Source organism: Pseudomonas sp. DCB_AW, from assembly GCF_026240895.1.
Lineage (GTDB): Bacteria > Pseudomonadota > Gammaproteobacteria > Pseudomonadales > Pseudomonadaceae > Aquipseudomonas > Aquipseudomonas kermanshahensis.
In genome coordinates this window covers 117,700-140,791 of record NZ_JAPFCE010000009.1, presented here as the reverse complement: position 1 = coordinate 140,791, position 23,092 = coordinate 117,700, and the positions used below count along the sequence as shown (strand labels likewise).

Sequence of the window (23,092 nt, the reverse complement as noted above, 5' to 3'; positions counted from 1 at the left end):
ATCTGAGCCATGATCAAACTCTTCAGTTCAATACTGCTTGGGTTTTTAAGAAACCCTAAACTTGGCTCAGCAATCTCAAATGACTATGTGATTTCTCGCATGGTCACTTGTGATGCTGATAATCTTTGTGACTATCAGTCCGTACTCACAAGCACCCACACGAATTGCTTGATTCAATTTGTTAAAGAGCGTTTGGTTAAGAGCCTTTCGTCTCAACCGAGGCGCGCATTCTACGCTTTCCTCATTTGCTGTCAAGCGTTTATTTTGAAGTTTTTCGCGAGAAACTCGTTTAGCTTCAAACACTTGACTCGCTGCGATCTCTCGTAGCGGGAGGCGAATCATACAGCGTTTAGAAGCGCTGTCAACCACCATTTCAACCGCTGACGATCTTTCGATCGAAGCCCTTACAACACTACCTGAATCGATTAACTCGTTGATACTCAAGGAGTTTCTCGTTCCAATCACGCTGGAAGTGGGGCGCATTATAAGGGGATTCGAAACCCCGTCAACCTTTAATTCCAAGAAACCTTAATAAAGCTGAAAAACAAAGCGGGGAGGCCTGTCGGCCTCCCCGCTTCTATATAGCTACACCTACTAACGATCACTCAGCCTTTAGGGTGACCCGGGCAAACGCCTTCTTACCGGCCTGGCAAACGTGAGTGGCGCCCAGTGCAAAAACGAAGTCACGATCGACCACCGCACCATCTACCTTAACGGCACCGCCATTCAGCAGATCCCGCGCCATCGCCGAGTTCTTCACCAGCCCCGCCCGGTTCAGCACGGCAGCGATCGGCAGGTCTTCAGCCGCAGCAACTTCGATTTCTGGCAAGTCTTCTGGCAGCTCGCCTTCTTTCATTCGGTTGCCCGCCGCACGGTGAGCATTGGCAGCAGCCTCTTCACCATGGAAGCGCGCCACGATCTCTTCCGCCAGCTTGATCTTGATGTCGCGCGGGTTCGCGCCACTGGCAACATCAGCACGGAACTGCTCGATCTCTTCCATCGAGCGGAAGCTCAGCAGCTCGAAGTAACGCCACATCAGCGTGTCCGGGATCGACACCAGCTTGCTGTACATCACCCCTGGCGCTTCCTGGATGCCCACATAGTTGCCCAGCGACTTGGACATCTTCTTCACGCCGTCCAGCCCTTCGAGCAGCGGCATGGTCACGATGTTCTGCGCTTCCTGGCCATAGGCACGCTGCAGCTCACGCCCCATCAGCAGGTTGAACTTCTGGTCGGTACCGCCCAGTTCCACGTCAGCTTTCAGTGCCACGGAGTCATAGCCCTGCACCAGCGGGTAGAGGAACTCATGGATGGCGATCGGCTGATTGGTGGTGTAACGCTTGTCGAAGTCATCCCGCTCAAGCATGCGCGCAACGGTGTACTGCGATGCCAGGCGAATGAAGTCAGCTGGCGTCAGCGTGTCCATCCAGGTGGAGTTGAACGCAACCTCGGTCTTGGCCGGGTCGAGAATCTTGAACACCTGCTGTTTATAGGTCTCGGCGTTATCCAGTACCTGCTCGCGGGTCAGCGGCGGGCGCGTGGCGCTCTTGCCGCTCGGATCACCGATCATCCCGGTGAAATCACCAATCAGGAAGATGACCTGATGCCCCAGCTCCTGGAACTGGCGCAGCTTGTTGATCAGCACCGTGTGCCCAAGGTGCAGGTCAGGCGCAGTAGGGTCGAAGCCTGCCTTGATGCGCAGAGGTTGGCCGCGCTTGAGCTTCTCCACCAGTTCCGACTCGACCAATACTTCTTCCGCACCGCGCTTGATAAGCGCCAGCTGCTCTTCAACCGACTTCATAGACAGACCCGCAAGGCTCAGATTCAAGGGGAGCCAACCATACAAGATCGGCCATCAAATACAAGTTTCGCAACGGAATGTGACCTGACCGCAGGCTTGCGGCGTCTACGCGCCCTTGCGTGAAAATGGATTTGGTTATATTTTATACAGTTATTTCATCTTCATCATGTCATTCATCTTTTCCATATTCACTTTTCTTCAAAAAGTCACCTTACCTATGACCAACGAACCGCCTAAAGCGCCCCCGCTTTATCCGAAAAGCCATCTGTTGGCCGCCAGCGGCATCGCCGCCCTGCTCAGCCTGGCACTGCTGGTATTTCCCTCCAGCGAAGTCGAAGCCAAGAAAACCACCCTCAACCTCGAACTGGAAAGCCCGGTCGAGCAACTGAAAGAAGAATCCAAGGCCGCGCCGCTGGTGCAGGCTGACGCTGAGCAAAGCTCGCCGTTCGCCCAGATCGAAGAGGCCGATTCGGCCACCGAGAAAGCTGAACAGGAAAAGCCTGCAGCAGCACCGGTAGCCGAGGCTGCCAAGCAGCCCGGCCACCGCGAAGTCACCGTAGCGCGTGGCGACACTCTCTCCACCCTGTTCGCCAAGGTCGGCTTGCCGGCCAGCGCGGTCCATGAGGTGCTGGCCAGCAACAAGCAGGCGAAGCAGTTCAGCCAGCTCAAGCACGGCCAGGTGCTGCAGTTCGAGCTCGACAAGGACGGCCAGCTGACCAACCTGCACAGCAAGGTCAGCAACCTTGAAACCATTCGCCTGACCAAAAACGCCAAGGGCTACACCTTCAACCGCGAAATCAGCAAGCCCGTGGTCCGCACGGCCTATGCCCATGGCGTGATCAAGAGCTCATTGTCGGCCTCCGCCCAACGCGCCGGCCTTTCCCACAGCATGACCATGGACATGGCTCGCGTCCTTGGCTACGACATCGACTTCGCCCAGGACATCCGCCCAGGTGACGAATTCGACGTGGTGTACGAGCAGAAAGTCATGGATGGCAAGGTGGTGGGCACTGGCAACATCCTCTCTGCGCGCTTCACCAACCGCGGCAAAACCTACACTGCGGTGCGTTACACCAACAAACAAGGCAATACCAGCTACTACACCGCCGATGGTAACAGCCTGCGCAAAGCGTTCATCCGTACCCCGGTGGACTTCGCCCGCATCAGCTCACGCTTCTCCGCTGGCCGCAAACACCCGATTCTGAACAAGATCCGCGCCCACAAAGGCGTCGACTATGCCGCCCCCCGCGGCACACCGATCAAGGCAGCGGGTGATGGTCGTATCGAACTGGCCGGGCGCCGTGGCGGCTACGGCAATACCGTGATCATCCAGCACGGCAACCGCTACAAGACCCTTTACGGCCACATGCAAGGCTTCGCCAAAGGCATCAAGACCGGCGGCTCGGTCAAGCAAGGCCAGATCATCGGCTACATCGGCACCACCGGCCTCTCCACAGGCCCGCACCTGCATTACGAGTTCCAGGTCAACGGCGTTCACGTCGACCCGCTGAGCCAGAAAGTGCCGATGTCCGACCCAATCGCCAAGGCCGAACGCCAACGCTTCCTGCAGCAGAGCCAGCCACTGATCGCCCGCATGGATCAGGAAAAGGCCACCATGCTCGCAGCGAACAAGCGCTAAGCCATGGCGCTTTATCTGGGGGTCATGTCCGGTACCAGCTTAGATGGCCTGGACATCGCCCTGATCGAACAGCGCGAGCAGCCTCAACTGCTCGCCACTCACTATATTCCCATGCCTACCGACCTTCGCCAGGACTTGCTGAGCCTTTGCGCCAGCGGCCCTGACGAGATTGCCCGCGCTGCATTGGCCGAGAACCGCTGGGCCAGCCTGGCAGCCGAAGGCATCGGCCACCTGCTCGCGAGCCAGGGCTTGCAAGCCAACGCTGTCCGCGCCATCGGCAGCCATGGCCAGACAATCCGCCATGAACCCGCCCGCGGCTTCACGGTGCAAATCGGCAACCCGGCACTGCTTGCCGAGCTTACCCAGATCAGCGTGATCGGCGATTTCCGACGCCGGGATGTAGCCGCTGGCGGGCAAGGGGCTCCGCTGGTCCCGGCCTTTCACGAAACGCTGTTCGGCCACCTGGGCAAACGGCTCGCCGTGCTTAATGTCGGCGGCTTCAGCAACCTCAGCCTGATTGCCAACGACACGCCGGTGCATGGTTTCGACTGTGGGCCGGGCAACGTGCTGCTGGACGCCTGGATCGAGCACTCGCGCGGCCTGCATTACGATGCTGACGGCGCCTGGGCGGCGAGTGGCGTGGTGATCGAGGACTTGCTTGCGGCGCTGTTGCGCGACCCGTTCTTTGCAGGCGCCGGCCCCAAGAGCACAGGCCGCGAAGTGTTCAACCTGGCGTGGCTGCACAGCCATCTGAGCCAGCTGCCGCCCTATCGTGCCGAGGATGTGCAGGCGACCCTGCTGGAGCTGACCGCGCGCAGCATCATCGAATCACTGTGCACTGCGCAGCAAGGCACTGAGGCACTGCTGGTGTGCGGTGGCGGGGCCCGCAACGGCACACTGATGCGCCGGCTTGCCCAACTGTTGCCAGGTGCCCAGGTGGACAGCACCGCAGCGCATGGCGTCGACCCGGACTGGGTAGAGGCCATGGCCTTTGCCTGGCTTGCCCATTGCTGCCTGGAAGGCATTCCAGCCAACCGCCCCAGCGTGACAGCAGCCCGTGGGCTGCGCGTGCTTGGCGCCATCTACCCCGCTTAACACCCCGCCAGAATGCAAAACGCCGCGCAAATGCGCGGCGTTTTCGTACAGCCCGTGATCAGATCGAGAACGAAGAACCACAGCCGCAGGTGGTGGCGGCGTTCGGGTTCTTGATGATGAAGCGCGAGCCTTCCAGGCCTTCCTGATAGTCCACTTCGGCACCTGCCAGGTACTGGAAGCTCATCGGGTCGACCACCAGCGACACGCCTTCACGCTCGACGATGGTGTCATCTTCGGCCACATCTTCATCGAAGGTGAAACCATACTGGAAGCCCGAGCAGCCACCGCCGGTCACGAACACACGCAACTTCAGACGCTCATTGCCTTCCTCGTTGACCAGGGTCTTCACCTTTTGGGCTGCCCCTTGGGTGAATTCCAGACCGGTAGGGGTGAAGGTTTCGACGCTCATGCTGATTCTCCCGGCGCAGTTGCCGCCATAAAACTCGATGACGCGCATTATCCGCTTCTCCGAGAAAAATGGTCAAGAATTGTGCGGCTTTAGTCGCGCCCACAAAAAGGCCCGCACACGGCGGGCCTCTGTGCCAGCTTACCCTGTTAGGGGAGCAGGCCCGCGTGGGACAGGCCCATACGCTCATCCAGGCCGAACAGGATATTGAGGTTCTGCACCGCCTGGCCCGACGCGCCCTTGACCAGGTTGTCGATCACCGACAGCACCACCACCAGATCACCGCCCTGCGGACGATGGACAGCGATACGGCAGACGTTCGCACCGCGCACGCTGCGGGTTTCCGGGTGGCTGCCAGCTGGCATCACATCGACGAACGGTTCATCCGCATAACGCTTCTCGAACAGCGCCTGCAGATCGACCGACGTATCTGCCACGGTGGCGTACAGGGTGGCGTGGATACCCCGGATCATGGGCGTGAGGTGCGGCACGAAGGTCAGGCCAATGTCCTTGCCCGCCGCCAGGCGCAAGCCCTGGCTGATTTCTGGCAGGTGGCGATGGCCCTTGACCGCATAAGCCTTCATGCTCTCGCCAGCCTCACAGAACAGCGAGCCCACTGCAGCGCCACGCCCAGCACCACTGACACCCGACTTGCAGTCGGCAATCAGGCGCGACGGGTCGGCCAGGCCGGCCTCCAGCAGTGGCAAGAAGCCCAGCTGGGTGGCCGTCGGGTAGCAGCCCGGGACCGCAATCAGGCGTGCCTGGCGGATTTTTTCGCGGTTGACTTCAGGCAGGCCATAGACGGCGTCCTTGAGCAGCTCAGGCGCGCCATGAGGCTGGCCGTACCACTTGCCCCACTCGGTAGCATCCTGCAGACGGAAGTCGGCAGACAGGTCGATCACTTTGGTGCCAGCCGCCAGCAGTTCGCCTGCCAGGGCGTGGGCGACACCATGGGGCGTTGCGAAAAACACCACGTCGCACGCCGCCAGGGCCTTGCTGTCCGGCACGCTGAACGCCAGGCCATCATAGTGGCCGCGCAGGTTCGGGTACATGTCAGCTACCGCCACGCCCGCCTCGGAGCGCGAAGTGATGACCGCCACTTCGGCCTGTGGATGCTGCGCCAGCAGACGCAACAGTTCGACGCCGGTGTAACCCGTGCCGCCGACGATACCGACCTTGATCATAACGCTTGCCCCTTATCAACGAGCCCACTGGAAAGCGCACGATAATAGGGGCGCAAGCCGCCTGTAACAACTCTTCGGGTGACCCTTCGGGCGCTTGACCACTACTATCTGACGACCGTGAAAACCTGAAGGAACTCCCTCAATGCTTTACCTATGGATCAAAGCGCTGCATATCGTCAGCGTGGTCTGCTGGTTCGCCGGCCTGTTCTACCTGCCCCGGCTGTTCGTCTACCACGCCCAGAGCCAGGACAGCATCAGCCAGGACCGCTTCGTGACCATGGAGCGCAAGCTGTACCGCGGCATCATGAACCCGGCCATGATCGCCACCTATGTGTTCGGCGCCTGGATGCTCTACCTGACCCCGGGCTGGCTGAGCCAAGGCTGGCTGCACGCCAAGCTCACCCTGGTCATCCTGCTGACCGGCTACCATCACATGTGCGGCGCGCAGCGCAAACGCTTCGCCAGCGGCGCCAATACCCGCAGCCACGTCTACTACCGCTGGTTCAACGAAGTCCCGGTGCTGTTCCTGCTGGGTATCGTAATTCTCGTGGTGGTCAAACCGTTCTGACGGTAACCCCCTACAGGAGCCTTGCCATGTCATTGCCCGCCTCGCTCGAACAACGCCTGCGCCTGCCCGTGGTGGCAGCACCGATGTTCCTGATTTCCAACCCGAGCCTGGTTCTGGCCTGCTGCGCCAGTGGCGTGGTGGGCAGCTTCCCGGCGCTGAACCAGCGCGACAGTGCCGGGTTCAAGGCTTGGCTAGAAGAGATCGAGGCAGGCCTGGCACAGTTGCAAGCACCGGCCCCCTATGCGGTGAACCTGATCGTGCACCCGACCAACCCGCGCTTGCAGGCCGACCTGGCCCTGTGTGTAGCGCACAAGGTGCCGATCGTCATCACCAGCCTGGGCGCAGTGAAGGAAGTGGTCGATGCCGTGCACAGCTACGGCGGCCTGGTGTTCCACGATGTCACCACCCGCCGCCATGCCGAGAAAGCCGCCGAGGCCGGCGTCGATGGCTTGATCGCCGTCGCGGCGGGTGCCGGCGGTCATGCCGGTACCTGGAGCCCTTTCGCCCTGGTGGCCGAAATCCGGCAGTTCTTCGACAAGACCCTGCTGTTGGCGGGCTGCATCAACCATGGCCATGAAATTCTCGCGGCACAACTGCTCGGTGCGGACCTGGCATACATGGGCACCCGCTTCATTGCCACCGTGCAAAGCCAGGCCCAGGATGCCTACAAGCAGATGCTGCTCGATGCCCATGCCGTCGATATCGTCCACACCCCGGCGGTGTCCGGTGTGCCAGCGAGCTTCCTGCGCCCCAGCCTGGAGCAGGCGGGCTATGACATGAACGCACTCAAGAGTGGCCACGAACTGGGCAAGCTCAAGCCGATCGACGACGAAGCCAAGGCCTGGAAAACCGTATGGTCGGCAGGCCAGGGGGTGGGCGATATCCATGACCTGCCGGACGCCCGCGTGCTGATCGAACGCCTGCAAAGTGAGTACCGGGAAGCCCTGGATCGCTGCCAGGGTATTCGCGCTCAGGCCTTGTAGCAAAAGGCAACACCTTGCCCAGCCAAGCTGTACACTAGGCGCCCTCTTCAGCCCCCAGGAGCCTTTGCATGACCCGTTACGCCATGATCACTGGTGCTTCCAGCGGCCTGGGCCTGGCCCTGGCGGAAGCGCTGGCACGGCGCGGGCGCAATCTGATCCTGGTGGCACGTCAGCGCGAAACGGTGGAGCCGGTGGCCATCGAGCTGACCCAACGCTTCGGTGTCGAAGTGTTGTTCCGCGCCTGTGACCTCAGCCAGCCGCTTCGCCTTTCGGGCTTTGTGCTAGAGCTGGAAGAAGGTGAGCGGCGTATCGACCTGCTGGTCAACTGCGCGGGGCTGCGCACCTACGGGCCGTTCCTGGCCCACGAGTGGGCCGACGAGCAGGACCTGCTGGAGGTCAATATCCTGGCCATGAGCCGCCTCTGCCATGCCATCGGCAACCTGATGGCTGTACAGGGTGGCGGGCAGATCCTCAATGTCGCAGGCCTGGCCGGCGTCGCACCGGGCCCCTGGATGGCGGCCTACGCGGCCAGCAAAGCTTACGTGTTGAGTTTCTCCCAAGCATTGCGCGAGGAGCTCAAGCGCACCGGCATCAAGGTCTCGGTACTCTGCCCTGGCCCGGTACGCTCTTCGCGCCGGCGCATTCCGCGGCTCGAGGGCAGCACGCGCTGCCTCAGCCCCGAGGAAGTGGCGCTGTACACCGTGCGTGCCCTGGACAAAAACCGCACGCTGATCATCCCCGGTCGACGCAATCGCTGGCTGGCGTTCGCGCCACGCCTGCTACCGCGCTGGCTAGTGCGCAAGCTCGCCGGGGTAATCCATCGCCGTTACTGCCCGGTCGGAATGGAATAGCCACTGGGCGAGCGGCGCCCGGCTGAGTACACTCGGCCCGGACCCTCACCATGGAGCAAGTGCTGTGGACGATTTATTCACCAGGATCATCAACCGGGAAATCCCGGCGAAGATCATTTACGAGGACGACCAGGTTCTGGCGTTCCACGATATCGCCCCCCAGGCGCCCGTGCATTTTCTGGTCATCCCGAAAAAGCACATCCGCACCCTCAACGATTTGACCGAAGAGGATAAAGGCCTGGCCGGCCACATCCTGTTCACTGCTCAGCGCCTGGCCAAGGAACTGGGTTGCGATGACGGCTTCCGCGTGGTCATGAACTGCAACGAGCAAGGTGGGCAGACCGTCTACCACATCCATATGCACGTGCTTGGCCAACGCCAGATGCACTGGCCACCGGGCTGATCCAGGGCAAGCGACCCTGGCGCTATTGCGGTAAACTGTCGGGCACACTCTTGCGGAGGTGCCCGATGGCTACCGAACGTCACTACTCGCCGCTCGACCGCTTGTTGCTGCAGGCCGATACCGCCATGCGCACCTTGCTGCCCTTCAGCGGCCAACCGTCCCGCCCATCCCCGGCCATCGTCCAGCCGGATGCCGACCTGGACGACGCCCAGAGCCGCCACATTGCCGGCCTCATGCGCATCAACCATACCGGCGAAGTCTGCGCCCAGGCGCTGTACCAAGGCCAAGCCCTGACCGCCAAGCTGCCCCAGGTACGCAAAGCCATGGAGCACGCCGCCGAGGAAGAAATCGACCACTTGGCCTGGTGTGAACAGCGCATTCGTCAGCTGAACAGCCACCCGAGCGTGCTCAACCCGTTGTTCTACGGCATGTCGTTCGGTATTGGCGCCCTCGCCGGCCTGGTCAGCGACAAGGTCAGTCTGGGCTTCGTCGCAGCCACCGAGCATCAGGTGTGCAAACACTTGGACGAACACCTGGAGCAAATCCCGCACGAGGACGAAAAGTCCCGCGCGATCCTCGAGCAGATGCGCATCGATGAAGAGCAGCACGCCGAATCTGCCCTCGAAGCGGGCGGCTATCGCTTCCCTGCCCCTGTGCGTTTCGGCATGAGCCTGCTGGCCAAGGTCATGACCAAAAGCACTTACCGCATCTGAAGGCACCCCCATGACGGAACGTTTCAGCGCCAAGGACCTGGCGCGTGCCGTGCAAGCCGGCATCCTTCAGCCGGGCCAAGACCAGGCCCTGCTGCAGTTTCTGCGCCAGCAACCGGCAACACGTGGCAGCTTTCAGCTGGCGCACGTCGCCTTCTATTTCGGCGCCTTGCTCATCATGGGCGCCATGGGCTGGCTGCTGACCGAAGCCTGGATGTCGATCGGCGACTGGGCACTGCTGGCCATTGCCACCTTGTACATCGCCCTGCTAACCCTGTTTGCCCTTAATTTGCAACGGCGCGCTCAGCCGATTGCCGCCGGTGTACTGGCGGCGGTCGCGGTCAGCATCGTGCCGCTGGTGGTATTCGCCATCGAGCGCCTGGTGGGCTGGTGGCCGATGGATGACAGGCAAACCGCCTATCACCAGTACTACACCTATGTGCAGGGTGGCTGGCTGATGATGGAAGCGGCAACTGTGATTGCCGGGTTGCTCATGCTAAGGCTGATCCCCTTCCCGTTCATCATGATGCCGATTGCCGTGGCGCTGTGGTTCATGTCGATGGACCTCAGCGAATGGTTCTATGGCTCGCCGTTCAGCTGGAAACAACGACGCGAAGTGTCGCTGTGGTTCGGTTTGGGCATGCTGCTGGTGTTTCTGGTGGTGGACGGCCGCACGCGTGAGGACTATGCCCACTGGGGGTATCTGGCTGGGCTTGCGGCGTTCTGGGGCGGGTTGACCCTGGTGGACAGCGGTAGCGAACTGGGCAAGGCCCTCTACTGCCTGATCAATATCGGCCTGATGGGCATCGCCGTGCTGTTACGCAGGCCGGTGTTCATGGTGTTCGGGGCATTGGGCGTGGCGGCTTACCTGGGGTACCTGTCTTACGAGGTATTCGCCGAATCGCTGCTGTTCCCAGTGGTGGTGACGGTGATTGGGCTGGGGGTTATCTGGCTGGGTCTGGTTTACCAGAAGCGGCGGGAGCGGTTGAGCCAGGCCTTCAGAAACGGTTTACCGCAGTGGTTGCGGGTGGCCCTTCCGGCATTACGTGACTGAAGATAGCAGGGGCCGCTTCGCGGCCCATCGCAGGCAAGCCAGCTTCTACAGGTTAAACGCAAGCCTCCAAAACGGCGCGGGCCTGTAGGAGCTGGCTTGCCTGCGATGGGCTGCGAAGCAGCCCCAACAATCCAGCACTTAACCCAGCTCTACAATCTCGTAACCGTGGGTAATCTCGACACCTGCACGCTCCAGCATGATCGAAGCCGAGCAGTACTTCTCAGCCGACAGCTCCACGGCGCGTTTGACCTGGGCCTCTTTCAAGCCACGGCCCTTGACCACGAAGTTCATGTGGATCTTGGTAAACACCTTCGGGTCTTCACTGGCGCGCTCAGCCTCCAGAAACGCCTCGCAGCTTTCCACGGCCTGGCGCGACTTCTTCAAGATGCTCACCACATCGAAACTGCTGCAGCCACCCAGGCCCAGCAACAGCATTTCCATCGGGCGCACGCCCAGGTTTCGGCCACCGGCCTCGGGTGGGCCGTCCATCACGACGACATGCCCGCTCCCCGACTCGCCGAGGAACATCGCGTCACCGGCCCACTGGATACGTGCCTTCATCTACCCGGACTCCTAATATTCGGAAAAGGGTGTCAGCTTAGACCTTGTGTGGCTGTCGGAAAAGCTCGAGACGTGTCGGTTTAGTACCGAAACATCCTGTAGTGTCTGATAAGCTGGCGCCAAATGACTGGCGCGTTCTGCCAGACACTCTCTATAAGAAACCTATGCGTCGTATCGAACAGGATTTCGTGATGGTTGCCTCCGCCCTACCCGCCAAGATCAAGAACATCGACAAACTGCTGGTGCACTGCCAACGCCGCCGCTACACCGCTAAAAGCAACATCATCTGCGCCGGCGACAAGGCCGAAACACTGTCGTTCATCATCAAGGGTTCGGTGACCATCCTGATCGAGGACGACGATGGTCACGAAATGATCATTGCCTACCTCAACAATGGAGACTTCTTTGGCGAGCTGGGCCTTTTCGAGCCCGTAGAGGGCGAGCAGCAACGCAGCGCCTGGGTCCGCGCCAAGACTGAATGCGAAGTAGCAGAGATCAGTTACGACAAGTTTCGCGAACTTTCCCGCCAGGACCCCGACATCCTCTACGCCCTGGGCGGCCAGATGGCCCAGCGCCTGCGTAATACCACGCGCAAGGTTGGCGACCTGGCCTTCTTCGATGTCACCGGGCGTGTTGCCCGCTGCCTGCTCGAACTGTGCAAGCAACCCGATGCGATGACCCACCCGGACGGTATGCAGATCAAGATCACTCGGCAGGAGATTGGGCGTATCGTTGGTTGTTCGCGGGAGATGGTCGGCCGCGTCCTCAAAGACCTCGAGGAACGCAGCCTGGTGCAGGTCAAGGGCAAGACCATGGTGGTCTACGGTACCCGTTAGTCCTTGGGCAAATCGGCCAGCACCTTGGCATAAGCCTGTGACAGGCGCTCGAACCAGGGCGCTTGGGGCGCCACTTCGTGCAAGGCAATATGCGCATCGGCGCGGCAGCGCTGCTCCAGTTCGCAGCACTCGTTGAAGCGGTTGACTGCCGCGACCATCGATTCACGCTCGTTATCCAGCAGCAACGCGCCATGCACCAACACCACCGGGCGTTTGCCACCCAGCCCCTGGCGCCAGCGTTGGGCCGTGCCGACCAGTTTGCGGCCATTGAGGTTGACGTTATAGCGGCCGTCGCAAAACGCCCCGTCGATCTCGCCCACCGAAGCCACCCCGCCCCACTCGCGTAGCACCTCGCACAGCGGCAGGCACAGCCGCTCGTAGGCATTTTCGATGCGCCCATGGTCACCTTCAACGCGCGGCGCCACATAGACCAGCGCCACATTGACCGTGGCATGCGACTGCGGCACCGGTTCACCGCCGGTCTCGCGCAACAGCACCGGCCAGCCAGCGATCGCCAGCTCGGCACAGGCGGCTTCGAAGTTGTCCAGGCGGCTCATGCGCCGCGGCATGACCAGGGCATGGTCGGTCGGGCGCCAAAACAGCACACCGCTGTCGCGTTCGCCGCGGCAGACAGCGGCCAGCAGGTCCTGTTCGGCATGCAGGCCTTGTTCAACGGTCAGTGCCAGGGGTTGATCGGTCATTGATCCACCTTTGATGTTGTTATCGATCCCCGCAGGTTCAACACAGCCCCAAGGGTGCCGAAGTACCTGTGGGTGCGGGTTTACCCGCGAAAGGGCCATTACAGGCATACAAAAAAGCCGGCAGTCACGCCGGCTTCGTTTCGATCAGTCCAGTGGCTGACCAGTCTTCTTCACCTGCTCCGGGAAGAACAACCGCTGCAATTCCAGCCCAGGTTGATCAGCGCGCATGAACGCCTCACCCACCAGGAACGAGTAAACCTCGTTGATTGCCATCAGCTCTACATCGGCCCGGTTGAGGATACCGCTCTCGGTAATCGCCAGGCGATCACGCGGAATACGCGGCAGCAGGTCAAGGGTGGTTTCCAGGCTGACCTCGAAGGTGTGCAGGTTACGGTTGTTCACCCCCACCAGCGGCGTGTCGAGGGTTTTCAACGCGCGCTCCAGCTCATCGCCGTCATGCACTTCGACCAACACATCAAGGCCGACATCCTTGGCTGTGGCAGCCAGTTCGGCCATCTTCACGTCATCCAGCGCCGAGACGATCAGCAGCACGCAGTCAGCGCCCAGTGCACGGGCCTCGACGATCTGGTAGGGGTCGATCATGAAATCCTTGCGGATCACCGGCAGCGACACTGCCGCGCGCGCCTGCTGCAGGTACACATCCGCGCCTTGGAAGTAATCCACATCGGTCAACACCGACAGGCAGGTCGCCCCGCCCTTCTCGTAGCTGACGGCGATTTCCGCTGGCACGAAGTGCTCGCGGATCACGCCCTTGCTCGGCGACGCCTTCTTGATCTCGGCAATGACCGCCGGCTGCTTGCGCTTGGCCTGCTCGATCAGCGCATTGGCAAAGCCACGTGGCGCGTCGGCGGCCTTGGCCAGGCGCTCCAGCTCAGCCAGGCTGACCCGGGCACTGCGCTCGGCCACTTCCTCAACTTTGCGAGCGATGATCTTTTCCAGCACGGTCGGTACGCTCATGCTTCGTTCTCCAGCTTGAATACGGCGGTGAAGGCACCCAGCTCCTGCAGTTTTTCCCAGGCAAGGCCGGTGTGCAGCACGTCATGGGCAAGTTCAACGCCCTGTGCCAGGGTCATGGCATGATCCGCGGCGTACAGCGCGGCGCCCGCATTGAGCACGATCATTTCCGCGGCTTTCTGGCCGTTCTCGGTCTTGCGTCGGCCCAAGGCATCACGAATCAACTCGAAGGAGGCCTGTGGGCCTTCAACCGCCAGGCCATGCAGGCTCTGGCTCTTCATGCCGAGGTCTTCAGGCTCTACCCAATACTCGGTGATCCGGCCATTTTTCAGCTCGGCGACAAACGTCGGCGCCGCCAGGCTGAACTCGTCCAGGCCGTCCTTGGAATGCACCACCAGCACGTGCTTGCTGCCCAACCGCTGCAGCACTTCGGCCAGCGGGCGGCACAGGGCCTGGGTGAACACGCCGACCACCTGGTGCTTCACACCGGCCGGATTCGTAAGCGGGCCCAGCATGTTGAACAGGGTGCGCAGGCCCAACTCACGGCGCGGGCCAGCGGCGTACTTCATTGCCTTGTGATGGCTCTGGGCAAACATGAAGCCGATGCCCAGGCTGTCGATACAGCGGGCGACCTGCACCGGGGTCAGGTTCAGGTAGATGCCAGCGGCTTCCAGCAGGTCGGCGCTACCGCTCTTGCCCGAGACCGCACGGTTACCGTGCTTGGCCACCGGGCAACCGGCCGCGGCGAGCACAAACGAGGAGGCGGTGGAGACGTTGAAGATGTTGGCGCCATCGCCACCAGTGCCGACGATATCGACCACCCCATCGAGGCTCTTCAGCTCGACCTTGTCGGCCAGCTCACGCATCACCGACACCGCGCCGACGATCTCGTCGATGCTCTCGCTTTTCATGCGCATGCCCATCAGGAAGGCGCCGATCTGCGCCTCACTGCATTGACCGGTCATGATCTGACGCATGACGTCGCTCATTTCTTCGGTGGACAAGTCCAGATGACCGACGATGCGGCTCAGCGCGCTCTTGATATCCATGTTCGATCCTTAGCGGCGGCCGCCGGTCTGCTTGAGGAAGTTGGCGAACAGCTCGTGGCCCTGCTCGGTGAGGATGGACTCGGGGTGGAACTGCACCCCTTCGATATTCAGGGTCTTGTGGCGCAGGCCCATGATCTCGTCGACCGTACCGTCTGCATGGGCAGTCCAGGCAGTGACCTCCAGGCAATCGGGCAGGGTTTCACGCTTGACCACCAGGGAGTGGTAGCGAGTCACGGTCAGCGGGTTGTTGAGGCCGGCGAACACGCCCAGGTCGCGGTGCAGCACGGGGCTGGTCTTGCCGTGCATCACCTGGCGGGCACGCACGACGTCGCCGCCAAATGCCTGGCCGATGGACTGGTGGCCCAGGCAGACGCCCAGAATCGGCAGTTTGCCAGCAAAGTGCAGGATCGCCTCGATCGACACACCCGCCTCGCTCGGCGTGCAGGGGCCAGGGGAGACAACGATGCGCTCCGGGTTGAGGGCTTCGATTTCAGCGATGGTCATTTCGTCATTGCGAATGACCTTGACCTCGGCACCTAGCTCGCCGAGGTATTGGACGACGTTGTAAGTGAATGAGTCGTAGTTGTCGATCATCAGTAACATCGGGCTAAACCTCTTGAATCTACTGACTTCAGAATACGAACCTTCCTACACCGCCCGCAGCATGGCATTGCCACTAAGGGCATTCGGAAACGGATAAGAAGGCAAACAGAAACGGGCCGGGCTGGCCGGCAGGAGATAAAGTCAGGCGCGCCAACGCCAACGGGCGTGGGCCTTGATAACGCGCATCAAGAGTTTGCTGACGATCAACACAGGATAGGTCTCGCTCATACGTCCCGGCACAGTAGCCTACCGGGGCGATGGGCGCAATATGCCTGTAAACACGGGGAAACGAATGGACTTGGGAGACAAGCCCCGCGATTTGCTATGGTCGATCGGGTAGTCCTCATAAAAACAAAGAAAAGGATGTTCTCTGATGCGAAAAGCTCCCTTGTTGCGCTTTACCCTCGCCTCTTTGGCCCTGGCCTGCAGCCAGGCATTCGCTGCCCCTTCCCCTTATTCGACCTTGATCGTATTTGGCGACAGCCTGAGTGATGCCGGCCAATTTCCTGACCTGACCGGCGGTACGGCAGGCCAGCGTTTCACCAACCGCGATGCCGACGGTAACTTCGCGCCGGTTTCGCCGATGATTCTTGGCGGTCGGCTGGGCATCGGGCAAGACCAACTCAACCCCTCCACGTCGGTCGGCATCCGGCCTGATGGCAACAACTGGGCAGTGGGCGGCTACACGACACAGCAGATTCTCGATTCGATCACCGAGTCATCGAAAGTGATCGTCCCCCCCAATGGACCGGCGCCAGGCTTTGTCTTCCGTGAACGCCCCGGCTACCTGGCCAATGGCCTGCGCGCCGACCCCAACGCGCTCTATTACCTCACCGGTGGCGGTAACGACTTCCTCCAGGGCCTGGTGAACAGCCCCGCCGATGCCGCCGCTGCTGGAGGACGGCTGGCTGCCAGCGCCCAAGCCCTGCAACAAGGCGGCGCCCGCTACATCATGGTCTGGTTGCTGCCCGACCTGGGCCAAACGCCGAACTTCAGCGGCACCCCGCAGCAGAACCCGCTGTCGCTGCTGTCGGGCGTGTTCAACCAGTCACTGCTCAATCAACTCGGGCAGATCGACGCCGAGATCATCCCACTGAACATTCCGGTATTACTGGGTGAGGCCTTGGCCAGCCCGACCCAATTCGGCTTGGCCAGCGGCCAGAACCTGGTCGGCACCTGCTACAGCGGTCAAGGCTGCGTCGAGAACCCGGTCTACGGCATCAACGGCGCCACTCCGGACCCAACCAAACTGCTGTTCAACGACTCGGTACACCCGACCATTGCCGGCCAGCAGTTGATAGCCGACTACGCCTACTCGATCATCTCCGCCCCCTGGGAACTGACCCTGTTGCCGGAAATGGCCCACGCCACCCTGCGCGCCCACCAGGACGAGCTGCGCAACCAGTGGCAAACGCCCTGGCAAGCCGTGGGGCAATGGCAGGCCTTCGTCGCCACCGGCGCGCAGGACCTGGACTTTGACGGCCAGCGCAGCGCGGCCAGCGGCGACGGCCGCGGCTACAACCTGACCCTGGGTGGTAGCTACCGTTTGAACGATGCCTGGCGCCTGGGCCTGGCGGGTGGCGTATACCGGCAGAAACTGGAGGCGGGTGAACAGGACTCGGACTACAAGCTCGACAGCTACCTGGCCACGGCGTTCGCCCAATACCGCCAGGACCACTGGTGGGCCGATGCTGCACTGACGGCTGGGCACTTGGACTACAGCGACCTCAAACGCACCTTCGCCCTGGGCGTAAATGACCGCAGCGAAAAAGGCGATACCGATGGCGAAGCGTGGGCGGTGACGGGCCGGCTGGGTTACAACCTGGCCGCCGAGAGCAGCCCGTGGCAACTGGCGCCGTTCATCAGCGCCGACTATGCCCGGGTCAAGGTCGATGGTTATGACGAGAAGAGCGGGCGCTCGACAGCGCTGGGCTTCGATGACCAGGAACGGACCTCGCGGCGGCTGGGCATCGGGCTGTTAGGCAGTGTGCAGGTGGCAACGGGGACGCGGCTGTTTGCCGAGGTTGCCCAGGAGCACGAGTTCGAGGATGACCAACAGGACGTGACGATGCACCTGACGACGTTGGCGGCGCACGACTTCACCCTGACCGGGTATACGCCGCACAGTGACCTCACCCGGGCCAGCTTGGGCTTGAGCCATGAGCTGATGGCAGGGGTGCATGTGCGAGGGAATTACAACTGGCGCAAGAGTGATGAGTTGACGCAGCAGGGGGTGAGCCTGGCGGTCAGCTTGGACTTCTGAGTGATTTGGGCCCTGAGGAAATGGGTTCACCCGCTCCCTCATGCCGGCGAGGGGCTGCACAGCAGCCCCCAATTCCCAGCATTACTTGGCGGACGTCTGCTCAGCCAAGGCCACCGCGCGGAACATCGCGCGGCGCTTGTTGATGGTTTCTTCCCACTCCAGCGCCGGCACGGAGTCGGCCACGATGCCGCCACCCGCCTGCACATGCAGCTCGCCGTCCTTGATCACCGCGGTACGGATGGCAATCGCGGTGTCCATGTTGCCGTTCCAGGCAAAGTAGCCCACTGCACCGCCGTAAACGCCACGCTTGACCGGCTCCAGCTCGTCGATGATCTCCATGGCGCGGATTTTCGGTGCACCCGACAAGGTGCCGGCTGGCAGAATCGCCCGCAATGCATCCATGGCGGTAAGGCCTTCACGCAGTTGCCCGGTGACGTTGGACACGATGTGCATCACGTTGGAGTAACGCTCGATCACCATCTTCTCGGTCAGACGCACGCTGCCGGTCGAGGACACACGGCCCACGTCGTTGCGGCCCAGGTCGATCAGCATCAGGTGCTCGGCAATCTCTTTCTCGTCCGACAGCAAGTCGTCTTCCAGCGCACGGTCGGCTTCTTCCGTCGCACCCCGTGGGCGCGTACCGGCGATCGGGCGCACGGTGACCAGGTTGTCCTCGACACGCACCAGCACTTCAGGCGAACTGCCGACCACATGGAAGTCGCCGAAATTGAAGAAGTACATGTACGGCGTCGGGTTGAAGCAGCGCAACGCACGGTACAGGTCGATGGGCGCAGACTTGAAGTCGATCGACATGCGCTGGGACGGCACCACCTGCATGCAGTCACCGGCCAGGATGTACTCCTTGATGCGGCCAACCGCGTTCTCGTAATCCTCGCGGGTATAGCTGGAGCGGAATTCCGGCTCGGCGGCGAGCGGGCCGCTCAGGTCCAGGCCACGGCGCGGGGTAATCGGCTGGCGCAGGGTCTCCAGCAACCCGGCCAGGCGAGCCTTGCCCTGTTCGAAGGCTTGCTCTTCGGCCGGGTCGACCAGCACGATTGCATGCATCTTGCCCGCCAGGTTGTCGAACACCACCACGGCGTCAGACACCATCAGCAGGATATCCGGCACGCCCAGCGGGTCCGGGTTCGGGCTCGCGCCCAGACGCTTCTCCACATAGCGCACGCAGTCATAGCCGAAGTAGCCGACCAGCCCACCGTTGAAACGCGGCAGCCCGGGAATATCCGCGACCTTGTAGCGGTCCTTGAACGACTCGACGAAGGCCAGCGGGTCGTCGACGTCGTGGCGCTCTACCTCGACCCCATCCTGCAAGATACTGACGTGGTAGCCATGCACACGCATCACCGTGCGCGATGGCAGGCCGATCATCGAGTAACGCCCCCACTTCTCGCCGCCCTGTACGGACTCGAGCAAATAGGAGTTGGGCTGGTCGGCCAGTTTCAGGTAGATCGACAGCGGCGTGTCGAAGTCGGCCAGGGTTTCACAGGCCAGGGGGATGCGGTTGTAGCCGGCAGCGGCCAGGCGCAGGAATTCTTCGCGGGTCATGAGTAGCCTCGTGGCAAGCAGCAGTAAGGTCAGGCAAACGGACGGGCCGGCAGGGGCCGGCGAGCAGAAGTCAGGCGCGCCAACGCCAACGGGCCAGGGCCTTGATGACTTTCATCCAGAATTTGCCAGTAACCGCCACGGTGGACTCTCTGTCTTGTGAGGCTTGAAGGTCCGCCAACGTTATCCCAGTGGCCGGGTCTGCGCAACCGGGCAGCAGTGCACGCAGGTCGTCGATCACCAGGCTCGGCGATTCGTCGTTGATCGGCCGGCCGTGGTTGTAGCCGTAGGTCAGGCCCACGCACTGCACACCGGCGGCCTTGGCGGCCAGCACATCGCTGCGCGAATCGCCGACGAACAGCGACTGTTGCGGCGTGACACCGGCCATCTGCATGACGAACAGCAGTGCCGCGGGGTCGGGTTTCTTTTGTGGCAGGGTGTCTCCGCCGATGATCCAGCGGAAGTAGCGACCGATTTTCATCTGGTCCAGCAGCGGGGCGACGAAGCGCTCGGGCTTGTTGGTGATCAGCGCCATCTCCACGCCTTGCTTGCGCAGCCAGCGCAGGGTGTCGCGTACGCCGGGGTAGACCACGGTCAGTTCATGGCTTTCGGCATAAGCCTCCATGAACAGCGCCAGCGCCTGTTCGGCCAGCGCATTGTCCACCGAGGCATGCTCGATGCCCCCGGCCAGCGCCCGGCGCACCAGCACCTGGGCACCGTTGCCAACCCAGTGGCGTACGGCGTCCAAGCCCGCTGGCGGGCGCCCAAGTTCGAGCAGCATGCGGTCCACGGCGGCGGCCAGGTCTGGCACGGAGTCGATCAGGGTACCGTCCAGATCGAACATCACCAGCCTTGGCAGCGTCCCTGGGAACAGCTGCTCGAAGCCGCTCATGGGCGGGCCTGGGCCAGTTCGGCGCGCATTTTGGCGATGACTTCCTGATAGTCCGGGGCATTGAAGATGGCCGAACCGGCGACGAAGGTGTCAGCGCCAGCAGCGGCGATTTCGCGGATATTGTTGACGTTGACGCCACCGTCGATTTCCAGACGGATATCACGGCCACTGGCGTCGATCAGCGCGCGCGCCTCACGCAGCTTGTCGAGGGTGCCCGGGATGAACTTCTGCCCGCCAAAGCCTGGGTTGACGCTCATCAGCAGGACCATGTCGACTTTGTCCATCACATACTTGAGCACATCCAGGCTGGTCGCCGGGTTGAACACCAGGCCGGCCTTGCAACCACCGTCGCGGATCAGCTGCAGCGAGCGGTCGATGTGCTGGCTGGCTTCCGGGTGGAAGGTGATGTAAGTGGCGCCGGCATCGATGAAGTCGCCGATGATACGGTCGACCGGGCTGACCATCAGATGCACATCGATCGGGGCGGTCACGCCGTACTTGCGCAGGGCGGTGCACACCATCGGGCCGATGGTCAGGTTGGGGACGTAGTGGTTGTCCATCACATCGAAGTGAACGATGTCGGCACCCGCGGCCAGCACCTTGTCGACGTCCTCGCCCAAGCGGGCGAAATCGGCGGAGAGAATGGAGGGGGCAATAGCGTAGGGCTGCATGGCGCACCTGTAGGTCAGAATCACGGTGGCGCGCATTGTAACTCAGGCGAACGGGTAGAGGCTGATTGGTATCAATCCGTGTCGACCGGCTGTTTCAACCTGTGCCGGCCTCTTCGCGATCCGACTTGCCCCGCGAAGAGGCCGGCACTGGCAACCTCAATCAAGCAGGCTGCTGAGTTCTCAGCTTCTCGCTACGCCCACGCAACCACTCCAGGGTCAGCAGCAGCACCACCGAAAACGCGATCAGCAACGTGGCCGCCGCCGCAATGGTCGGGCTCAGGTTCTCGCGGATTCCGCTGAACATCTGCCGTGGCAAGGTCGCCTGCTCAGGCCCGGCGAGGAACAACGTCACCACCACCTCGTCGAACGACGTCGCAAAGGCAAACAGCGCACCCGAGATCACCCCCGGGGCGATCAACGGCAGCGTTACCCGGCGGAACGCCACCAGCGGCGAAGCGCCCAGGCTAGCCGCCGCGCGCACCAGGTTGTAGTTGAAGCCCTGCAACGTCGCCGACACGGTGATGATGACGAACGGCACACCCAACACCGCATGCACCAGGATCAACGAGGTAAAGCTGTTGCCCATCCCCAGTGGCGCGAAGAACAGGTAACTGGCCACACCGATGATCACCACCGGCACCACCATCGGCGAAATCACCAGCGCCATCACCAGCGACTTGCCCGGGAAGTCGCCGCGGGTCAGGCCAATCGCCGCCAACGTACCGAACACCATCGCCAGCACCGTGGCCGCCGGGGCGACGATGATGCTGTTCTTCAGCGCCCGCATCCACTCGGCAGAGCCGAAGAAGTCCTGGTACCACTGCAGTGAAAAGCCCTGCAACGGGTACACCAGAAAGCTGCCACTGTTGAACGACAGCGGCACGATCACCAGCACCGGCAAGATCAGAAACAGCAGGATCAAGCCGCAAAGAATGCGCAGGCTGTAGTACCAGACCCGCTCCACGGGTGACATGTAAGGGCTCAGCATGACAAGGCTCCTCAGCTCAGGCGCAGGCGGCTGGCGCCGACCAGCCAGCTATAGATCAGGTACAACAGCACGGTCGCCAGCAGCAGCAGGCCGCCCAGCGCGGTCGCCATGCCCCAGTTGATGCTGGTGTTGGTGTAGAAGGCCACGAAGTAGCTGACCATCTGGTCGTTCGGGCTGCCCAGCAATGCCGGGGTGATGTAGTAGCCGATCGCCAGGATGAACACCAGCAGGCAGCCCGCGCCAACACCGGCGTAGGTCTGCGGGAAGTACACCCGCCAGAAGCTGGCGAACGGGTGGCAACCCAGCGAGATGGCCGCACGCATGTAGCTGGGCGAAATGCCCTTCATCACGCTGTACAGCGGCAGGATCATGAACGGCAGCAGGATATGGACCATCGAGATGTACACACCGGTGCGGTTGAACACCAGCTCCAGCGGTTCATCGATGATGCCCATGGCCATCAGCGCACTGTTGATCAACCCGCCCGACTGCAGCAGCACGATCCACGCCGCCACCCGCACCAGGATCGAGGTCCAGAACGGCAGTAGCACCAGAATCATCAGCAGGTTGCTCTGCCGGGCCGGCAGATTGGCCAGCAAGTACGCCAGCGGGTAGGCCAGCACCAGGCAGATGGCGGTGATCACCACCCCCATCCACAGGGTGCGGGCAAAGATATCCAGGTAAATGGCTTGGTCAGGCGTGGCCTTGGCCAGCTCGCCAAGGTCATCGATACGGTGGTCGAGCGACGCCAGCAGGTAGAACGAGGTGACCGAGCTGGTATTGCGGCGGATCGCCTGCCAGTAGGCGGGGTCGCCCCAACGCTCATCGAGGGTTTGCAGTGCTTCTTTATAAGAGGCAGGTTCAGCCTTGAACGGCAACGCTCGTGCGGTCTTGGTCAACAGGCTGCGGTAGCCCGCCAGTTCCATGTTCAGGCGCTTGGAGAGGTCGCCCAGGGTCTGGTTCTTGCGCGACTCGGCCAGGTCCTGGCTCAGTGCCTTGTATACCGCCTCACCGGGCAAGCTCTTGCCATCCCACTGCGACACCGCTTCGACGGTACGCGGCAGGCCGGCGACCACCTCCGGGTTGCCGACGCTCTTGTACAACAGCGCGGCGATCGGCACCAGAAACACCAGCAGAAGGAACAGCGCCAGCGGCGCGATCAACGCCTGCGCCTTCCAGCGGTTGACCCGCTCGGCGTGCTTGAGGCGCTGCTTGAGACTTGGACCTGCGCCTTCGTTGAGGGGCACTGCAATGGCCATGGCGAACTCCGTAAAAACCGGCTGAAATCAGGGCTGCTGC

24 protein-coding genes are annotated in these 23,092 nt (G+C 61.9%); 10 read left to right on the top strand and 14 right to left on the bottom strand.

What is annotated here, in order from left to right; translation table 11 throughout:
• Positions 1–75: 75 nt before the first annotated feature.
• Positions 76–444 carry a hypothetical protein gene (locus tag OO306_RS08715; RefSeq protein WP_265968380.1) on the bottom strand — a complete coding sequence of 123 codons (369 nt, stop codon included), beginning with the start codon at positions 442–444 and terminating at the stop codon, positions 76–78.
• Between the two features lie 157 nt (positions 445–601).
• Complete coding sequence (gene tyrS / locus OO306_RS08710) at positions 602–1,801, bottom strand: tyrosine--tRNA ligase (RefSeq protein ID WP_085274082.1); 1,200 nt, start codon at positions 1,799–1,801, stop codon at positions 602–604.
• A 217-nt stretch (positions 1,802–2,018) separates the two neighbouring features.
• Here tyrS and OO306_RS08705 point away from each other — a divergent pair, with 217 nt between their 5' ends.
• Positions 2,019–3,440 carry a peptidoglycan DD-metalloendopeptidase family protein gene (locus OO306_RS08705; protein WP_099428193.1) on the top strand — a complete coding sequence of 474 codons (1,422 nt, stop codon included), beginning with the start codon at positions 2,019–2,021 and terminating at the stop codon, positions 3,438–3,440.
• 3 nt (positions 3,441–3,443) lie between these two features.
• Positions 3,444–4,535, top strand: coding sequence for an anhydro-N-acetylmuramic acid kinase (locus OO306_RS08700; RefSeq protein ID WP_027594417.1), 1,092 nt, complete (start codon positions 3,444–3,446; stop codon positions 4,533–4,535).
• A 58-nt stretch (positions 4,536–4,593) separates the two neighbouring features.
• Here the strand turns inward: OO306_RS08700 and erpA are convergent, their stop codons facing one another.
• On the bottom strand, positions 4,594–4,944 hold the full coding sequence (erpA, locus tag OO306_RS08695) for an iron-sulfur cluster insertion protein ErpA (RefSeq protein ID WP_027594416.1): 351 nt from the start codon (positions 4,942–4,944) through the stop codon (positions 4,594–4,596).
• Between the two features lie 146 nt (positions 4,945–5,090).
• The gene (gene argC / locus OO306_RS08690) at positions 5,091–6,125 is read right to left on the bottom strand and encodes an N-acetyl-gamma-glutamyl-phosphate reductase (RefSeq protein WP_008089527.1); all 1,035 of its coding nucleotides are present in this window, start codon (positions 6,123–6,125) and stop codon (positions 5,091–5,093) included.
• A gap of 142 nt (positions 6,126–6,267) precedes the next feature.
• On the opposite strand from argC, the gene hemJ reads away from it, so the two are divergent.
• The 6 genes from hemJ (at position 6,268) to OO306_RS08660 (ending at position 10,694) form a co-directional block, all read left to right on the top strand.
• Complete coding sequence (gene hemJ, locus OO306_RS08685) at positions 6,268–6,693, top strand: protoporphyrinogen oxidase HemJ (protein WP_027594415.1); 426 nt, start codon at positions 6,268–6,270, stop codon at positions 6,691–6,693.
• Positions 6,694–6,719: 26 nt separating this feature from the next.
• Positions 6,720–7,676, top strand: coding sequence for a nitronate monooxygenase family protein (locus tag OO306_RS08680; protein ID WP_099452735.1), 957 nt, complete (start codon positions 6,720–6,722; stop codon positions 7,674–7,676).
• 68 nt (positions 7,677–7,744) lie between these two features.
• Entirely contained in the window at positions 7,745–8,527 is a 783-nt protein-coding gene (locus OO306_RS08675) for an SDR family oxidoreductase (protein WP_265968376.1), read from the top strand.
• A 64-nt stretch (positions 8,528–8,591) separates the two neighbouring features.
• Positions 8,592–8,930 (top strand): histidine triad nucleotide-binding protein, encoded by a 339-nt coding sequence (locus tag OO306_RS08670; RefSeq protein WP_027594412.1) that lies wholly within the window; start codon positions 8,592–8,594, stop codon positions 8,928–8,930.
• 65 nt (positions 8,931–8,995) lie between these two features.
• Positions 8,996–9,643 (top strand): 2-polyprenyl-3-methyl-6-methoxy-1,4-benzoquinone monooxygenase, encoded by a 648-nt coding sequence (gene coq7, locus OO306_RS08665; protein WP_027594411.1) that lies wholly within the window; start codon positions 8,996–8,998, stop codon positions 9,641–9,643.
• Between the two features lie 10 nt (positions 9,644–9,653).
• Positions 9,654–10,694: a DUF2157 domain-containing protein gene (locus tag OO306_RS08660; RefSeq protein WP_265968373.1), complete on the top strand. Its 1,041-nt coding sequence runs from the start codon at positions 9,654–9,656 to the stop codon at positions 10,692–10,694.
• A gap of 138 nt (positions 10,695–10,832) precedes the next feature.
• On the opposite strand, the gene OO306_RS08655 is transcribed toward OO306_RS08660, so the two are convergent.
• Complete coding sequence (locus tag OO306_RS08655; protein WP_027594409.1) at positions 10,833–11,255, bottom strand: OsmC family protein; 423 nt, start codon at positions 11,253–11,255, stop codon at positions 10,833–10,835.
• Between the two features lie 191 nt (positions 11,256–11,446).
• Here OO306_RS08655 and crp point away from each other — a divergent pair, with 191 nt between their 5' ends.
• On the top strand, positions 11,447–12,091 hold the full coding sequence (gene crp, locus OO306_RS08650; RefSeq protein WP_027594408.1) for a cAMP-activated global transcriptional regulator CRP: 645 nt from the start codon (positions 11,447–11,449) through the stop codon (positions 12,089–12,091).
• On the opposite strand, the gene OO306_RS08645 is transcribed toward crp, so the two are convergent.
• From OO306_RS08645 to OO306_RS08630, 4 genes are all read right to left on the bottom strand, one after another.
• Positions 12,088–12,792, bottom strand: a complete 705-nt coding sequence (locus OO306_RS08645) for a lipoate--protein ligase family protein (RefSeq protein ID WP_027594407.1) — start codon at positions 12,790–12,792, stop codon at positions 12,088–12,090. The two genes, crp and OO306_RS08645, sit on opposite strands and share 4 nt — an antisense overlap.
• 144 nt (positions 12,793–12,936) lie before the next feature.
• Entirely contained in the window at positions 12,937–13,770 is an 834-nt protein-coding gene (gene trpC / locus OO306_RS08640; protein WP_265968369.1) for an indole-3-glycerol phosphate synthase TrpC, read from the bottom strand.
• Entirely contained in the window at positions 13,767–14,816 is a 1,050-nt protein-coding gene (gene trpD, locus OO306_RS08635; protein WP_265968368.1) for an anthranilate phosphoribosyltransferase, read from the bottom strand. Before trpD ends, trpC begins: the two co-directional genes overlap by 4 nt.
• 9 nt (positions 14,817–14,825) lie before the next feature.
• Positions 14,826–15,419 (bottom strand): aminodeoxychorismate/anthranilate synthase component II, encoded by a 594-nt coding sequence (locus OO306_RS08630; RefSeq protein WP_027594404.1) that lies wholly within the window; start codon positions 15,417–15,419, stop codon positions 14,826–14,828.
• Between the two features lie 373 nt (positions 15,420–15,792).
• Between OO306_RS08630 and estP the strand changes: the two genes are divergently transcribed.
• Complete coding sequence (estP, locus tag OO306_RS08625) at positions 15,793–17,682, top strand: esterase EstP (RefSeq protein WP_265968366.1); 1,890 nt, start codon at positions 15,793–15,795, stop codon at positions 17,680–17,682.
• Between the two features lie 81 nt (positions 17,683–17,763).
• On the opposite strand, the gene trpE is transcribed toward estP, so the two are convergent.
• The 5 genes from trpE to OO306_RS08600 all read right to left on the bottom strand — a co-directional run bounded on the left by trpE (position 17,764) and on the right by OO306_RS08600 (position 23,052).
• Entirely contained in the window at positions 17,764–19,245 is a 1,482-nt protein-coding gene (trpE, locus tag OO306_RS08620) for an anthranilate synthase component I (RefSeq protein WP_027594402.1), read from the bottom strand.
• A 70-nt stretch (positions 19,246–19,315) separates the two neighbouring features.
• Complete coding sequence (locus OO306_RS08615; RefSeq protein WP_099428184.1) at positions 19,316–20,134, bottom strand: phosphoglycolate phosphatase; 819 nt, start codon at positions 20,132–20,134, stop codon at positions 19,316–19,318.
• The gene (gene rpe, locus OO306_RS08610; protein ID WP_099430855.1) at positions 20,131–20,805 is read right to left on the bottom strand and encodes a ribulose-phosphate 3-epimerase; all 675 of its coding nucleotides are present in this window, start codon (positions 20,803–20,805) and stop codon (positions 20,131–20,133) included. Before rpe ends, OO306_RS08615 begins: the two co-directional genes overlap by 4 nt.
• A 160-nt stretch (positions 20,806–20,965) precedes the next feature.
• Positions 20,966–21,793 (bottom strand): ABC transporter permease, encoded by an 828-nt coding sequence (locus OO306_RS08605; RefSeq protein ID WP_099428183.1) that lies wholly within the window; start codon positions 21,791–21,793, stop codon positions 20,966–20,968.
• 11 nt (positions 21,794–21,804) lie between these two features.
• On the bottom strand, positions 21,805–23,052 hold the full coding sequence (locus tag OO306_RS08600; RefSeq protein ID WP_027594398.1) for an ABC transporter permease: 1,248 nt from the start codon (positions 23,050–23,052) through the stop codon (positions 21,805–21,807).
• Positions 23,053–23,092: the final 40 nt, after the last annotated feature.

Excerpts from the sequence above, each read along its gene's own strand:
- argC (WP_008089527.1), bottom strand. The coding sequence starts at position 6,125 with ATGATCAAGGTCGGTATCGTCGGCGGCACGGGTTACACCGGCGTCGAA.
- OO306_RS08645 (WP_027594407.1), bottom strand. The coding sequence starts at position 12,792 with ATGACCGATCAACCCCTGGCACTGACCGTTGAACAAGGCCTGCATGCC.
- tyrS (WP_085274082.1), bottom strand. The coding sequence starts at position 1,801 with ATGAAGTCGGTTGAAGAGCAGCTGGCGCTTATCAAGCGCGGTGCGGAA.
- OO306_RS08615 (WP_099428184.1), bottom strand. The coding sequence starts at position 20,134 with ATGAGCGGCTTCGAGCAGCTGTTCCCAGGGACGCTGCCAAGGCTGGTG.
- estP (WP_265968366.1), top strand. The coding sequence starts at position 15,793 with ATGCGAAAAGCTCCCTTGTTGCGCTTTACCCTCGCCTCTTTGGCCCTG.
- coq7 (WP_027594411.1), top strand. The coding sequence starts at position 8,996 with ATGGCTACCGAACGTCACTACTCGCCGCTCGACCGCTTGTTGCTGCAG.
- OO306_RS08680 (WP_099452735.1), top strand. The coding sequence starts at position 6,720 with ATGTCATTGCCCGCCTCGCTCGAACAACGCCTGCGCCTGCCCGTGGTG.
- OO306_RS08605 (WP_099428183.1), bottom strand. The coding sequence starts at position 21,793 with ATGCTGAGCCCTTACATGTCACCCGTGGAGCGGGTCTGGTACTACAGC.
- trpE (WP_027594402.1), bottom strand. The coding sequence starts at position 19,245 with ATGACCCGCGAAGAATTCCTGCGCCTGGCCGCTGCCGGCTACAACCGC.
- erpA (WP_027594416.1), bottom strand. The coding sequence starts at position 4,944 with ATGAGCGTCGAAACCTTCACCCCTACCGGTCTGGAATTCACCCAAGGG.
- trpD (WP_265968368.1), bottom strand. The coding sequence starts at position 14,816 with ATGGATATCAAGAGCGCGCTGAGCCGCATCGTCGGTCATCTGGACTTG.
- hemJ (WP_027594415.1), top strand. The coding sequence starts at position 6,268 with ATGCTTTACCTATGGATCAAAGCGCTGCATATCGTCAGCGTGGTCTGC.
- OO306_RS08630 (WP_027594404.1), bottom strand. The coding sequence starts at position 15,419 with ATGTTACTGATGATCGACAACTACGACTCATTCACTTACAACGTCGTC.
- OO306_RS08705 (WP_099428193.1), top strand. The coding sequence starts at position 2,019 with ATGACCAACGAACCGCCTAAAGCGCCCCCGCTTTATCCGAAAAGCCAT.
- OO306_RS08700 (WP_027594417.1), top strand. The coding sequence starts at position 3,444 with ATGGCGCTTTATCTGGGGGTCATGTCCGGTACCAGCTTAGATGGCCTG.
- OO306_RS08660 (WP_265968373.1), top strand. The coding sequence starts at position 9,654 with ATGACGGAACGTTTCAGCGCCAAGGACCTGGCGCGTGCCGTGCAAGCC.
- OO306_RS08600 (WP_027594398.1), bottom strand. The coding sequence starts at position 23,052 with ATGGCCATTGCAGTGCCCCTCAACGAAGGCGCAGGTCCAAGTCTCAAG.
- OO306_RS08655 (WP_027594409.1), bottom strand. The coding sequence starts at position 11,255 with ATGAAGGCACGTATCCAGTGGGCCGGTGACGCGATGTTCCTCGGCGAG.
- trpC (WP_265968369.1), bottom strand. The coding sequence starts at position 13,770 with ATGAGCGTACCGACCGTGCTGGAAAAGATCATCGCTCGCAAAGTTGAG.
- crp (WP_027594408.1), top strand. The coding sequence starts at position 11,447 with ATGGTTGCCTCCGCCCTACCCGCCAAGATCAAGAACATCGACAAACTG.
- rpe (WP_099430855.1), bottom strand. The coding sequence starts at position 20,805 with ATGCAGCCCTACGCTATTGCCCCCTCCATTCTCTCCGCCGATTTCGCC.
- OO306_RS08675 (WP_265968376.1), top strand. The coding sequence starts at position 7,745 with ATGACCCGTTACGCCATGATCACTGGTGCTTCCAGCGGCCTGGGCCTG.